Here is a 13,358-nt window from a genome sequence, read left to right as displayed (position 1 = left end):
GATCAGTACCGCGGTTTGGACTTTGCCCCATCCGGCGTGATAGAATGCAGCGACAGCGTATGGTCCATGTTTCGCATCCGATGCCGCAACATTTGCCGCCCCAAACGCGCCAGGTCCACCGCATGATCGGGGTTGCTTGCAACATCCTCCAGCTCGCCCTTGCCGTCGTGATCGAAAAGCAACGGCGGCAAATCAGCAGCAAATTCGACCAAAGTGAATCGGTCGTCGCGCAGAATGCCCAAACACGAGTCGCTGTTGCCCGTGCCCAATTGCTGTTGCCACAACGTAGGGTTTTCGGGTTCCGAGAAATCAAGCTCGCTAAATGAATAGCTGCGCCAATCCTCAGGTACTTCGCCACGCAAAAGCGGCAACAAGGACCGGCCATCCATCGCATTCGGAACCGTCTGACCAACCCATTCAAGGATCGTCGGGGCTATATCTACCGACTCGGTTGGCGCAGACATTACTTTGCCCGCCTGAGATTCATTACCCGGCACCCGTATCATCAGCGGCGTATGATAGGCCGCGTCATAGACTGTCATCTTGCCCCAGCTGTGCCTATCACCCAGCATCTCGCCGTGATCGGCGGTGATCACCAGCAGCGTATCGTCGTATTGCCCGCTGTCCTTCAGGTACTGGATAACGCGACCAACATGATGATCCACTTCGGTTGCCAGCCCCAGATAGACCGAGCGCAGCGTCTGGATATTCTCAACCGTGGGGTCAACGTGATCGAAACCCAATACGAAATCCGCCGCCGTCTGCTTGTCCATCGTCGGGCCAAAGAAGGGATGCATCGCCCGTTCCTCAGCTGCTTCAGAGCAACCCGCAGGCAGCGGCAATGACGCCGGATCGTACATGTCATTGTACGGCGCGGGGGCAACCAGCGGTGGGTGTGGTCGGATATAGGTCAAATGGGCAAACCAGTTCTGGCCCTTGAGCGGGGCAAGACTGTTCAGGAATGTGTCGGTCAAAAAGGCCGTATCGCTGTCTTCGGCCCGGTACAGGGCCGGATCATTCAGGCGCGGTGCATCTCCGGTCGGTGACACCGGTTTGTGAACGTCCCAGTAATCTTCAAAGCGGTATCCTTTCTGCATCAGGTGGGATCGCCACGGGTAGGATTCCTCCAACCGCATCTCGACGATTTCATCAAACCCGGCCATCGGGTTCTCATAGGATTTCAGAACTGGGTCACCTGCGTCATGCACACGCGGATCGGCCGAGGTATCGGTATAGCCGAACAGCATGGGCAGGTAACCGGCCTTACGCATCTCGGTCGCGATATTGGGTGTGTCGTGCCGCAGCGGTGTGCCATTGCGGACCGAGCGGTGATTCATCGCATACTGCCCAGTCAGGATCGAGGCCCGCGAAGGCCCGCAAGGATTGGTGACCGAAAAGTGGCGGTCAAATGTCACGGCCTCATCCATAAACGCCCGCATGTTCGGCAGATCGACGTGATCCGCAAGGGCACCGTTCAGGCAATCTGCCCGCAACTGATCAATAATGATGAACAGGACATTTCCCGCGTGCTTCATGACACTTACCTTGATTCCAACGAGGCGTTTCCGCTGCAGACTGTGACTTGGTTCCGTGGTCGCGGCAAGCCGTTCATCGCTCTGATATTTGAGCACGCTTTTTTTCGTATCACGTACAAAAAAACAGTCATTTAAGGGGATGGCGCACATGGCTAGCGTCAGGCGGACCCAAATTGTCACACCCCTACTATGGTATGGCGGCAAATCTGGTCACAGCGTAAAAATCCGTTGCAGCACAACGTGGTTTCACATCACATACGACCATGACGCAGCCCATGATACATTCGGAACATGACGCCGACGGCGTCTGCCTGCGTATTTCGGGTGAAATGCTCACCAAATCTCTGGCGTCAGTAGAACAGGCTTTCGCCTCAACTCAACCCCAGGGTGGCAACGTCACGTTTGATCTGTCTCAGGTTGAGGCGCTGGATACCGGTGGCGCATGGCTGGTTGCCGATTTGGCCCGGCGAAACAGGGCCGTAGGCGCCGAGGTTCGGTTCGAAGGGTTAAGCCCGGCTCAGTCCGCCCTGTTGGACACTGTAGCCAAGAACATACCTGACGATTCCGGCATCGAAGCGGAACACCGCAGTTTTGTTGATTGGGTCGCCAGCGTTGGTCAACGCACGGCGGGGGCCTGGGAAGACACCCTTTCGATGCTGGGCTTTCTGGGCCTGACTCTGCATCGGTTAGCCCGCACCATAATTATGCCATGGCGGCTGCGACAGGCAGCGCTGGTATCCCAGATGGAGGAAACGGGTTTTAGGGCCATCCCGATTGTTGCCCTGATGGGGTTTTTGATCGGCGTTGTGCTGGCCTTTCAGGGGGCCACTCAGCTGAAACAATTCGGAGCCGAGATTTTCGTGGTCGAACTGATCTCGATCTCGGTACTGCGCGAGCTGGGCATCCTGCTGACAGCCATTATTGTTGCGGGCCGGTCCGGGTCGGCTTTCACCGCGTCAATCGGATCGATGAAAGTGCAGGAAGAGATCGACGCCATGCGCACGCTGGGCCTTGACCCGATCGAAGTGCTGGTGATCCCGCGCGTCGTCGCTTTGTTGATCATGTTGCCGATCCTGGGTTTCATTGCGGATATGGCCGCCCTGATCGGTGGGGGTTTGATGAGCTGGATTGATCTTGGCATCAGCCCCGGCATGTTCGTGACGCGGCTGAAGGAAAGCACCGGCATCTGGCATTTTGCCATCGGCATGATCAAAGCCCCGTTTTTTGCCGTGGTCATCGGCGTTATCGCCTGTTGGCAGGCAATGCAGGTGAAGGGATCGGCCCAGAGCGTCGGCCAAAGAACAACAGCCTCCGTTGTGCAGTCGATCTTTATGGTAATTGCACTGGACGCGCTGTTTTCGATCTTCTTCTCGGTGTTGGAGGTCTGACATGGACGGGAGCGTGCTTGAAAAGACCTCGGAAACCGGCGCTCAGCGCGAGGCAGTGATCCGCGTGCGCAATCTGACCAACCAGTTTGGAACGCAGGTGGTGCATCAGAACCTTAACCTGGACGTCTGGCGCGGTGAAGTATTGGGCATCGTTGGCGGATCGGGCACCGGCAAGTCGGTGCTGTTGCGCACGATTGTTGGGTTGAACAGACCCGCCGCAGGCAGCATCGAAGTATTGGGTGTCGACGTCCTGAACGGGCCCGAACAGGAACGTCGCCGCATCGAACGGCATTGGGGCGTGGCCTTTCAGGATGGCGCGCTGTTTTCGTCTCTGACAGTTTTGCAGAACGTCATGGCCCCGCTGCGCGAACACACCGGGTTAAGTGAAAAGCTGATGTGTGCCCTTGGCAGCCTGAAGATCAGCCTTGTAGGTCTGCCACAACTGAGCTGCGGCAAGTTTCCGTCAGAACTGTCCGGGGGTATGCGCAAACGCGCAGCCTTGGCCCGCGCACTGGCACTGGACCCCGAGATCGTGTTTCTGGACGAACCCACTGCGGGGTTGGACCCGATCGGGGCGGCGGCTTATGACGAGTTGATCGGCGAGTTGCAACACGCGCTGGGGCTGACCGTGTTTATGGTTACGCATGATCTCGATAGCCTCTATGCCATTTGCGATCGTGTCGCAGTGCTGGCCGAAAAACGCGTTCTGGTTGAAGGACGGATTGAAGAAATGACCAAAGTCGACCATCCTTGGGTGCAGGAATACTTCACCGGCCCCCGGGCGCGCGCGGCGCAAAAGAAGGGGCAGGACAGGTAGAGGCCATGGAAACCCGAGCGAATTATATCCTGATCGGCGCCTTCACCCTTGCGGGTATCCTTGGCGCATTCGGCTTTTTCCTATGGTTGGCGAAATTCGAGGTGTCGCGGCAATACGCCTATTATGATGTACTGTTCGACAACGTATCTGGCCTGTCTGCGGCAGGCGGCGTCAGCTACAATGGTCTGCCGGTCGGTCAGGTTATTTCGCTGAATCTGGACGAGGACGACCCGTCCAAGGTACGGGTCAGGCTTGAGGTCGACGCAGACATCCCCGTAACCGAAGACACAATTGCGCAGTTGCAATCACTGGGTGTCACGGGCGTTAGTTACGTGGAACTGACCGGCGGGTCCGCCAGCGGCACAAAACTGCCACAAGACAGTGTGATTAAAAGCAAGCGCAGCGCCATTCAATCGTTGTTTGAGGGCGCCCCGAAGGTGCTGGACGAGGCCGTTACCCTGCTGGAAAACCTCAATGCCGTAGTCGATGACAAGAACCGCAAATACGTCAGCGACATTCTCGACAATTTGGCTTCCGCTTCAGGCAAGTTGGAAAAGACGCTTTCGGATTTCGAAAACCTGTCGACGGACCTTGGGGGCGCCGCCAAAAAGCTTGGCGATTTCACAGATCGACTGGATCAGTTGGCCGACACCGCCGAAACGACCCTGACAACCGGCACGGATACGCTGAAAAGCGTGAAAACCGCATCGGACTCGGCAACCGCAACTCTCGACAGCGCCAAGGTCACAATCGAAACAGCGGATCGCATAATTCAGGAAGATATCCGTCCCTTCATCGAACGCGCCACAAACCTGGCCGAGAACCTGAACGGTCTGACGAGCGAGGCCGAAGTCTCGCTGGCGACTATCACCGAGACATTCTTGAATGCAAATAAAACGCTGGGGTCAATCACGGGTGCGATGGACACGGCAAAAGGCACGCTGACCTCGGCAGAACGTGCCTTTGACTCGGCCAACAAAGTCATAACCGAAGACGTCGGCACTGTAATGAACGACATCCGTACAGCCGCAAATGAGGTATCCGCGACTGTGAAGAACGTCACCCAACGTCTAGACGACATATCCGCCGATATCCTGAGCGCATCGAAATCAGCCTCGGAACTGCTGGGCACCATCGACGGTATCGTCCAGGACAACCGCCGTCAGCTGTCCGATTTCCTGCGGGTCGGTCTGCCGCAGTTCACCCGCTTCATCGAAGAATCGCAACGACTGGTCATCAGCCTGGATCGTCTGGTGGATAAGGTCGAACGTGATCCCGCGCGTTTCCTTCTTGGAACCCAAGCATCGGAGTTTCGCCAATGATTAGGCATTTACTTGTGGTTCTCGCCCTGGTGTCTCTGGGGGGATGCGCGGGGCTGGGAACGCTCAGGCAGGCATCAAAGCCTAATGATTTGTACTTGTTGACACCAAAAAGCACGTTTTCGTCTTCGTTGCCGCGCATTCAAAAACAGGTCGTGGTGCAGGAACCAACGGCCACCGCAGCCGTCAACACCGATCAGATTGCTATTCAACCCACCCCGTTGCAGGTCCAGTATCTGCCACGGGCGCGTTGGGTGGACCGCGCGCCGCTGATCGTTCAGGCGCTGCTGGTGGAAAGCTATGAAAACAGCGGCAAGGTGGCTGCCGTTGGTCGTTCGACCGTTGGATTGCGCGCGGACTACGTCATCGTTCCGGACTTGCGGGAATTTCAGGGCCTTGTGATCGCTGAGGACGACGGATCGTCAACTGTACGGGTCGAAGTTCGAATGAACATCAAGATCATCGACGAGTTCGAAGACAAGATCATCGCGTCAGATTCCTTCCGGGAATATGTGGTCGCCGCCAGCGATAAAACTCCTGATCTGGTCCGAGCGTTCGATGATGCGTTGGGCAAGACCATGCGGGATGCGGTGGAATGGAGTGTGCGCAAGATCAACACCCACGCCGCGAATAATTCTGATCGATTTTAGGGTAGGTAAACGGGCGCTATTAGGTTTCAGCGCCCGCATACCGGTTTCATTGAGACAATGTCTGGGCCAAACGCATCAATGTGATGGCTTCGGCACGATACCCGAACGGGTCCTCACCCTTTGCCTCATTTGCAAGCGCAATCGCATCCGCATAGGACCACGAGCCTAAATATTCCCCGCCGCGCAGCAACTGCCCAAAGCCCGCAATGGCGTATGAGAATTCCACATCTTCAGTTACGGCCCCCTGCCCCGGCAGGATTGGATGCTGGATCAATTGGCTTTCTGCAACACCAGGGGATTTGTAACGCAGTTTGAAAAACCCTATTTCGTCCGATCCCTCGGACACCGCTTGTTCCGCATAGCGCAAGGGACCATTTCGGATGGCGTCCGACCCCACAGGTGTCACTTCGTAAATCGCAGTCACCGTATGACCGGCCCCGATATCGCCCGCGTCCACCTTATCGTTCGCGAAATCTTCGCGCTGCAAAGCACGGGTTTCATACCCGATCAGACGGTATTCGGCGATCTGCGCCGGGTTGAATTCGACCTGTATTTTGACGTCATTGGCAATCGGAAACAGCACGCCGGTCAGCTGATCGACCAGAACCTTGCGTGCCTCGCTTAATGTATCGATATAGGCCGCCTGCCCGTTCCCATTCTGCGCCAGCGCCTGCATGGTCGCATCGTCCAGATTTCCCCGACCAAAGCCCAGAACGCTTAGAAACGTGCCGCTGTCGCGTTTTTGGGCTATGAAATCTTTCAAAGCGTCCGGGTCCGACAGGCCAACATTGAAATCACCATCCGTGGCCAGGATAACGCGGGTGACCTCGCCATCCTCAACCATGCTTTCCGCCACCTGATAGGCCTGCTGCAACCCGGCCTGCCCGGCGGTCGAACCCCCGGCCTCCAATTGGTCCAGCGCGTTTAGGATTTTGGACCGTTCCGACGCCGCCGTCGGCTCCAGCACTTGCCCGGCGCCGCCCGCGTAAGTGACGATTGACACCTGATCTTCGGGCCGCAATTCCGATAGCATCAGGCGGAAAGATTGTTTCAGCAGCGGCAGTTTGTCGGTATTTTGCATCGAACCCGACGTGTCGATCAGAAACACTAGGTTCAGCGGTGGGCGATCTTCGATTTGCGGAAGCGCACCCTGAATGCCGATATGGACCAGCTGCGTGCCTTCGTTCCAGGGTGTTGGGGTCACCGAAATCGAAGGCCGGAACGGCACATCACTTTCGGGCGCGAGATAGCTGTAGGGGAAATAATTCACCATCTCTTCAACCCGCACCGCATCTTTCGGCGGCAACTGACCACGCATCAGCGACGACCGGACAATCGAATACGAGGCCGTGTCGACATCAATCGAGAAAGTCGAAACGGGATCTTCGGCTGTCACCTTTAGAGGGTTGGTGGCAGTGTTGGAGAAGGTCTCGGTGTTTTGATTATCACCGATGGCACCTAGTACTCTACCTCCAAGAAATGGCTCAGCGGTATTAGGTGCAATCTCAAACAAAACTGAACCATCGCTTTCGGCAGTAAACCCTTCCTGCCGTTTCGCTGTCCGTGAGACCACCACAGGGACATCTACAACCGGCTTTTCCAGCGGAGCTGCAGCTGTTTCCTCTAAAGAATCCGCTTCGAGCTCAGTAACCGAATGGGGAGCCTGCGACGTCGTGGATCGACTCTCGATTCTCGAATTCGGCTCCAGAACATAATCCCGCGTCTGCGGTAGAATCGCCACCAAGGCCACAGCAGCAATTGCGGTTGTCGCGGTCAATGCGCCGCGATGCGTCAAGACATTCAACATGGACTTCGCTCCTTCTGTCAGGCGGGCTATTGGGCCTCGCTTGACAGTCGGACGCGCGCCAGACTGCAATCCTTGGGCGCGGGCGAAACTTTTCTGCGCCTGCTGTAGATTTTCCACCCGACGCTGCGCATCCGGCGCGGGGGTGGCGGCATTCATCAAGGTTTTGAAATCTTCAAGATCGTCTGTCATTGAGCCAGCTCCTCTTGCCGCAAGGCCCGCAGGCGTTTGCGGATATCCGACATGCGCCAAGACACTGTGCCTTCAGATACGCCCAGCACATCAGCAGCCTGGGAATGGGTCATCTCTTCCTCAAGCGTCAGGGCCAAAGTGTCCTGCAATTCTTGCGGTAAGGCGCGCATGGACCGTTGCAACCAATCGACCGCTTCGGCGGTCTCCGCCGCTTCGGCCCGGCGCATCTGCTCAACATCGCCCCACCCGACCGCAGCACGGCTGTGACTGGCTTGCCGACGGCGCGCATCTTCGGCGGCGTTGACGACAACACGATACAGCCAAGTGGTGAATTTGGCCTGCGCCCGAAACCCAACAATCTTGGTTGGTAAGGCGGCGCAGATATCCTGTGTCAAATCTTCGGCCTGATCACCGCGCCCACTCAACCGAAAAGCCAGACGAAAAATCCGGTCGTAATGGCGCGCAAGAAGGGCAGCGAACGCATCCGCGTCCCCCTTCGCGGCAGCTTTGGCCAGATCCTCATCCGAAGTTGTCATACGCATCACGATGAGTAAGACGGACCAGAAAGGTCAATCCTTGGCGGCGGGTCGAAAAAAATTAAAAATGACTTGCCGATGCCATTTTCCAATCCGCAGCAAAGGCTTCGGGGGGCGTATCGGTCAGCAAGGCGCCTTCATCAATAAAAGTGTACATTTCGGCATAGGATCGCTCGTGTTCATCCGCGTTGCGACAGCGGATATCGCTTGGATGCAGGTCAGAGACTTTTTCTTTACCCATAGCACCCAAAAGCTCTCGAAAGCTTTCCAGCGTGGCGTCATGAAAGCGCTGCACCCGAACGCGTTTTTGCGGCACGTTCACTGCCCGTCCCCGGACCGGGTCTTGTGTGGCGACACCCGAAGGGCAGCGGTTCGTATTGCAATGCAACGCCTGTATGCAGCCGACCGCAAACATCATCGCCCGCGCCGCGTTGCACATATCAGCCCCAAGCGCAAATTTCTCGACCATGTCATAGCCCGTGGCCACCTTGCCCGAGCAGATGATCCGCATCTTGTCGCGCAAACCAGCGCCACGCAGGCAGTTGTTAACAAAGATCAACGCCTCGTTCAGGGGCACGCCGAGGCGGTTGGTGAATTCAACCGGAGCCGCCCCGGTGCCCCCCTCGGCACCGTCAATGGTAATAAAGTCGGGCAAAATTCCAGATTCCAACATCGCCTTGCAGATCGCCATAAACTCGGAAGGACGTCCAATGCACAGCTTGAAACCGACGGGTTTTCCGCCTGACAATTCACGCAGGTGCTGAACGAAATGCATCAAACCCGTCGGGCCTTCAAAGGCCGAATGGATGGGAGGAGATATGACGTCCTGATGCTCGGGTACGTGGCGGATTTCGGCGATTTCCTTATCCACCTTGGCCGCAGGCAGAACCCCGCCATGGGATGGTTTCGCGCCCTGCGACAGTTTGATTTCAATCGCCTTGACCACATCTTTTTGGGCTTTTTCAGCGAATTTATCCTTATCGAATGTACCTTCGAGCGTACGGCATCCAAAATAGCCCGTACCGATCTGCCAGATGATATCACCGCCCTCGGCCAGATGGTGCGGAGACAACCCACCCTCACCCGTGTTATGCGCAAACCCGCCATCTTTGGCACCGCCATTTAACGCCCGGATCGCATTGGCGCTGAGTGCGCCGAAACTCATGGCGGATACGTTCAGACGCGAGGCATTATAGGGTTTGGTACACTGGGGTCCGCCCAGCATGACCCGTTCCTCACTTTCGGCCACCTCTTTGGGTGCAAGTGAATGGTTGGCCCGGTGATACCCTACGGTCATGATGTCGAATTGTGTGCCAAAGGCCTGTGTATCCATCTGCCCCTTGGCGCGGGAATAGACCAGGCTGCGGATGATACGGTTATAGGGGCGCCCGCTTTCGTTGGTCTCAACAAAGTATTGGCGGATTTCCGGGCTGACGAATTCCAGCATGTACCGGAAATGCCCCAGAACCGGATAATTGTTCAAAACGTTATGCTTTGTGGTCAGCATGTCATACAGGCCAACCACTGCGTAGGGGATCAGCAGGACCAGTAACCAATGCGCCGGTGGCCAGTACAGCCCCCACAACACAGTCAGCGGCAAACACACGTAGCTGAGGAAGTAATAGAGTTGACGTACAATCATTTTGCGCTCTCCCAAGGTGTTGCCAAACCGGCTAATGGCAAGCGTGGATCAATTCGGCTTTTGATTGCAAGCGTTTGAACCAAACATCACGCGATCAGGTTAGATTACGAAACAGGCAGAATACAGAGCCACTGTTGATCCCCCTTGCCCCAATAGGTATGCCAAAACAAAGGTGAAATTGGGCAGGAATCCAGGCCGTGACACAGACCCGACCCGCCGTCCGGACCACGGCCATCATGTTCGCTGCCGTTTTCGTAGGGGGCGCTGCGGGGTCGTTGCTGCGCGAGGCGCTCTCGGCCCAGATCCCCGGCGCTCCGATTCTGACGGCCACGTTTGGGATCAATATTGTGGCCTGTTTCATACTCGGTTGGCTTTATGCAGTGCGGCATCGCGTGCATACGCATGTATTGCATCTGGGTGCCGTCGGGTTTTGCGGTGGTCTGTCCACGTTTTCCTCATTTGTGGCTGAGCTGGAACGTATGGCGGCAACGCATCTTTGGGGCGCTATTTCGGCTGCTGGTCTGGAAATAGCGGTTGGCCTTGCGGCAGCCATTCTGGGTGAGGCTATCGGGCGGCGTCTCCTAGGGCAGAGGTCAGCAAAATGACTGAGCTGTACCTGCACGCCATGTTCGGGCTGGGCGGCGGTCTGGGCGCTGTGCTGCGCCATTGGGTCGCCCTGCGGGTTCGCCACGACCTGCCGTTTGCAACGCTGATTGTGAATATTCTGGGCAGCCTGCTTCTGGGTCTGTGGATCGGTTACCTGAGTGGGCCGGTTGATTTGGGCGAGGAAGAAAGACGGCTGGTTTTCGGGTTCTGCGGCGGCTTCACCACCTTCTCAAGCTTTGCCTATCAGTCGCTGGAATTGCGGCGGCAACGCACGATTGCGCTGGCGGCGGGGAATATTCTACTTAGCCTGGTCTTGTGTTGGCTCGCCTTGTTGCTGGGATTGTTCCTGACACACTAGTGCGCGGGAACAGCAGACTGTGTGCCTGGCTTAGGAGCGCGGCAGAAAAACAGCAAAGAAATCGTCGCCAGGGCCAGCAAACCCAGGTTATTGAAAACGGTCAGATATGAAATCAGTTCAGCCTGCTGGCTGATCGCTTGCCCCAGTATGGCAGCGCCTTGCGCACTGTCGGGCGTCAGGCCAAGCGGTTGCAGATAAACCTGCGCTGCCGGGTTGTAGGGGGTCACATTCTGGCTAAGCACAGCGGTATTCGTCTGCAACCCGCGCACCACCCATGTGCCAACAAGTGAAATTCCAACCGACGACCCCAACTGACGGGTCACGTTGAACAATCCAGACGCTTCGTCCTGCCGGGTTTTCGAAATACTCTCGAACGCCAGAATCGACATGGGCACAAAGACCAACCCCATACCCAGACCGCTGACGGCACCCGGCCAGGCCAGCTCCCAAAACCCCGCATTCATATTCAGCGCGCCCATCATGAAGTTGCTTACCGCCGTCAACGCCAAGCCCAGCCCGGCCAGAATACGTGGATCAAAACGATGCACCAGCACAGCGCCAGTCACCACCATGGACAGACCCGCCGTAATACCCCGCGGAATGAACAAATGGCCTGAGGCAATGACCGGATAGTCCAGCAGGTTCTGCACAAAAGTTGGCAGGATCGCGATGCCTCCGAACAGCGAGATCGCAAACCCTGCGATGACCAGATTGCACAGGGCAAAATTCCGGTCCGCGAAAAGGCGAAGATCAACGACCGGGCGTTTCGAGCTGAGCGCATGAACAACAAACCCCAACGCGCCCAGGACCGACGCGATCAGCGCGACCTGTATCACACGAGAGGTCAACCAATCCTTGGTTTCCCCTTGATCCAGTATGTATTGCAGGCACCCAATGCCGATGGCCAGCAAGGCCAGACCGATCCAGTCGATCTTGACCTCTTCGGTTTCATCATCCGGCAGCTCTCCGGCCAGCAACAGCAGGGCCATGGCCGCCACCGGCAGGTTTACGAAAAACACCATCCGCCACGAGAAATACTCGGTCAGGATGGCCCCGACTGTCGGCCCCAAGACGGGGGCAACCACGACGCCCAGACCAAAAACAGCCATCGCCTGCCCGCGTTTTTCGCGGGGATAGGCATCAAACAGGATGGATTGCGACAACGGGATCAGGAACGCACCGAACATGCCCTGCGCCAGTCGGAAGAAGACGATTGTCTCAAGGCTCCACGAGAGGCCGCACATGACGGACATAGCGGTAAAGCCCGTGATGGAGGTCAGGATCAGCCGCCGCCGTCCGACCCGGCGGGCAACAAACCCAGTCAGCGGCATGACCACGACAGCCGAGACAATATAGCTGGTCAATATCCACGTTGCTTGATCGGTCGTGGCCCCGAAAGCAGCCTGAATATGCGGTAGTGCCACATTGACAATAGTGCTGTCCAACACCTCGAGTATAGCGCTGAGAACAACGGCGATCACAATCACCGGATTGACGCGGCTGGCCGCCGATCCCGTCATTTTTCTGCCTGATCGACGGTCGTGTCCACAGTCACTTTGCTGCTGCCACCCACACGCAGGGGCACATCGGTCGGATCAAGTTCTACGCGCACCGCAAAGCGGCGGGTGACCTTGACCCAATTGCCGCTGGCATTCTCGGACGGCAAAAGCGAGAAAGTATCCCCCGAGCCGCGCCCAATCGAGGCGACCTTGCCCGTCAGCGTCACACCCGGCAGCATGTCGATCTGAACCGTAACCGGTTGGCCCGGACGAATGCGCGGCAGAGCGGTTTCCTTGAAATTCGCATCCACCCACCAGTCCGAAGACTCGACAATCGAAAACTGCGGCGCATTGGCGGCCACCGCTGAACCTGGCCGCAAGGTCAGGTTAGCAATCCAACCATCCGCCGCTGCATAGACCTTGGTCCAATCCAAATCCGCTTTTGCAATCTCAAGCTGCGCGCGTGCAGAAAGGACGTTGTCCTGCTTTGCGACCACACTGCTTTGCAAAGCCAACAGCGCAGCCTGGCTGGCGGTCAACCGGGCCGAGGCCTGCGCGAATTCCGTCGTCGCCTGATCCAGCGTGACCTGCGCCACGTCCCCGTCCGAGTATAACGCCTTGTTGCGTTCAAAATTACTTTTGGCCGTGTCAAAGGCCGACTGAGCGGAATTTACAGCCGCTTCAGCTGCCGAAATCTGGGTGGAAATGGTTTGAACCTGTTGTATGGCGCTGTCCAGATCGGCCCGTGCTTGATCGACGGATGCCTTGAATTGCGTTTCGTCAATGGCGAACAGCAGATCCCCTGCCTTGATGGGTTGATTTTCCGTGATCGGAACCTCGGCCACTTGCCCGGTAACTTGTGCTGCCACGCTGATGATATTCGCACCAACATACGCGTCAATCGTTGAAGGGTAACGCTCTTCATGACGCCAAAACAGGAACAGTCCTGCACCGATGGCAATAAGCATGGCTGCAACGGCAAGGGCTTTCATGGATTTCATAGGTCGGCCTC

The 13,358-nt window shown here is 56.9% G+C and carries 12 protein-coding genes; 6 read left to right on the top strand and 6 right to left on the bottom strand.

Features of this window, described 5'->3' with window-relative positions:
* Positions 1-2: 2 nt before the first annotated feature.
* Positions 3-1,535: a sulfatase-like hydrolase/transferase gene (locus ACR0B0_RS08790; protein WP_480647374.1), complete on the bottom strand. Its 1,533-nt coding sequence runs from the start codon at positions 1,533-1,535 to the stop codon at positions 3-5.
* A gap of 275 nt (positions 1,536-1,810) precedes the next feature.
* On the opposite strand from ACR0B0_RS08790, the gene ACR0B0_RS08785 reads away from it, so the two are divergent.
* The 4 genes from ACR0B0_RS08785 (at position 1,811) to ACR0B0_RS08770 (ending at position 5,709) form a co-directional block, all read left to right on the top strand.
* On the top strand, positions 1,811-2,923 hold the full coding sequence (locus tag ACR0B0_RS08785) for an ABC transporter permease (protein WP_480647372.1): 1,113 nt from the start codon (positions 1,811-1,813) through the stop codon (positions 2,921-2,923).
* Between the two features lies 1 nt (position 2,924).
* Complete coding sequence (locus tag ACR0B0_RS08780) at positions 2,925-3,740, top strand: ABC transporter ATP-binding protein (protein ID WP_170349998.1); 816 nt, start codon at positions 2,925-2,927, stop codon at positions 3,738-3,740.
* Between the two features lie 5 nt (positions 3,741-3,745).
* On the top strand, positions 3,746-5,062 hold the full coding sequence (locus ACR0B0_RS08775; protein WP_170349997.1) for an MlaD family protein: 1,317 nt from the start codon (positions 3,746-3,748) through the stop codon (positions 5,060-5,062).
* A gap of 95 nt (positions 5,063-5,157) precedes the next feature.
* Positions 5,158-5,709, top strand: coding sequence for an ABC-type transport auxiliary lipoprotein family protein (locus ACR0B0_RS08770; protein WP_254428493.1), 552 nt, complete (start codon positions 5,158-5,160; stop codon positions 5,707-5,709).
* A gap of 46 nt (positions 5,710-5,755) precedes the next feature.
* On the opposite strand, the gene ACR0B0_RS08765 is transcribed toward ACR0B0_RS08770, so the two are convergent.
* From ACR0B0_RS08765 to ACR0B0_RS08755, 3 genes are all read right to left on the bottom strand, one after another.
* Positions 5,756-7,705 carry a vWA domain-containing protein gene (locus ACR0B0_RS08765; RefSeq protein ID WP_170349995.1) on the bottom strand — a complete coding sequence of 650 codons (1,950 nt, stop codon included), beginning with the start codon at positions 7,703-7,705 and terminating at the stop codon, positions 5,756-5,758.
* A complete protein-coding gene (locus tag ACR0B0_RS08760) occupies positions 7,702-8,241 on the bottom strand; it encodes an RNA polymerase sigma factor (RefSeq protein ID WP_480647370.1) in 540 nt (179 codons plus the stop codon). Before ACR0B0_RS08760 ends, ACR0B0_RS08765 begins: the two co-directional genes overlap by 4 nt.
* Before the next feature lie 61 nt (positions 8,242-8,302).
* A complete protein-coding gene (locus ACR0B0_RS08755) occupies positions 8,303-9,883 on the bottom strand; it encodes an FMN-binding glutamate synthase family protein (protein ID WP_480647368.1) in 1,581 nt (526 codons plus the stop codon).
* A 197-nt stretch (positions 9,884-10,080) separates the two neighbouring features.
* On the opposite strand from ACR0B0_RS08755, the gene ACR0B0_RS08750 reads away from it, so the two are divergent.
* Both ACR0B0_RS08750 and crcB read left to right on the top strand, forming a co-directional pair.
* Positions 10,081-10,488, top strand: a complete 408-nt coding sequence (locus ACR0B0_RS08750; RefSeq protein WP_480647366.1) for a fluoride efflux transporter FluC — start codon at positions 10,081-10,083, stop codon at positions 10,486-10,488.
* Positions 10,485-10,847, top strand: coding sequence for a fluoride efflux transporter CrcB (gene crcB / locus ACR0B0_RS08745; RefSeq protein ID WP_480647364.1), 363 nt, complete (start codon positions 10,485-10,487; stop codon positions 10,845-10,847). The genes ACR0B0_RS08750 and crcB overlap by 4 nt, the downstream gene beginning before the upstream one ends.
* On the opposite strand, the gene ACR0B0_RS08740 is transcribed toward crcB, so the two are convergent.
* Entirely contained in the window at positions 10,844-12,367 is a 1,524-nt protein-coding gene (locus ACR0B0_RS08740) for a DHA2 family efflux MFS transporter permease subunit (protein ID WP_480647362.1), read from the bottom strand. The two genes, crcB and ACR0B0_RS08740, sit on opposite strands and share 4 nt — an antisense overlap.
* Positions 12,364-13,347 (bottom strand): HlyD family secretion protein, encoded by a 984-nt coding sequence (locus ACR0B0_RS08735; RefSeq protein WP_480647360.1) that lies wholly within the window; start codon positions 13,345-13,347, stop codon positions 12,364-12,366. The genes ACR0B0_RS08740 and ACR0B0_RS08735 overlap by 4 nt, the downstream gene beginning before the upstream one ends.
* Positions 13,348-13,358: the final 11 nt, after the last annotated feature.

This window comes from Ruegeria sp. BA12, from assembly GCF_056539625.1.
This window is presented reverse-complemented; position numbering and strand designations above follow the sequence as displayed.

Bases quoted from the DNA above. Each gene is read 5' to 3' on its own strand.
- ACR0B0_RS08755 (WP_480647368.1), bottom strand. From the start codon at position 9,883: ATGATTGTACGTCAACTCTATTACTTCCTCAGCTACGTGTGTTTGCCG.
- ACR0B0_RS08765 (WP_170349995.1), bottom strand. From the start codon at position 7,705: ATGACAGACGATCTTGAAGATTTCAAAACCTTGATGAATGCCGCCACC.
- ACR0B0_RS08780 (WP_170349998.1), top strand. From the start codon at position 2,925: ATGGACGGGAGCGTGCTTGAAAAGACCTCGGAAACCGGCGCTCAGCGC.
- ACR0B0_RS08785 (WP_480647372.1), top strand. From the start codon at position 1,811: ATGATACATTCGGAACATGACGCCGACGGCGTCTGCCTGCGTATTTCG.
- ACR0B0_RS08740 (WP_480647362.1), bottom strand. From the start codon at position 12,367: ATGACGGGATCGGCGGCCAGCCGCGTCAATCCGGTGATTGTGATCGCC.
- ACR0B0_RS08760 (WP_480647370.1), bottom strand. From the start codon at position 8,241: ATGACAACTTCGGATGAGGATCTGGCCAAAGCTGCCGCGAAGGGGGAC.
- crcB (WP_480647364.1), top strand. From the start codon at position 10,485: ATGACTGAGCTGTACCTGCACGCCATGTTCGGGCTGGGCGGCGGTCTG.
- ACR0B0_RS08790 (WP_480647374.1), bottom strand. From the start codon at position 1,535: ATGAAGCACGCGGGAAATGTCCTGTTCATCATTATTGATCAGTTGCGG.
- ACR0B0_RS08735 (WP_480647360.1), bottom strand. From the start codon at position 13,347: ATGAAATCCATGAAAGCCCTTGCCGTTGCAGCCATGCTTATTGCCATC.
- ACR0B0_RS08775 (WP_170349997.1), top strand. From the start codon at position 3,746: ATGGAAACCCGAGCGAATTATATCCTGATCGGCGCCTTCACCCTTGCG.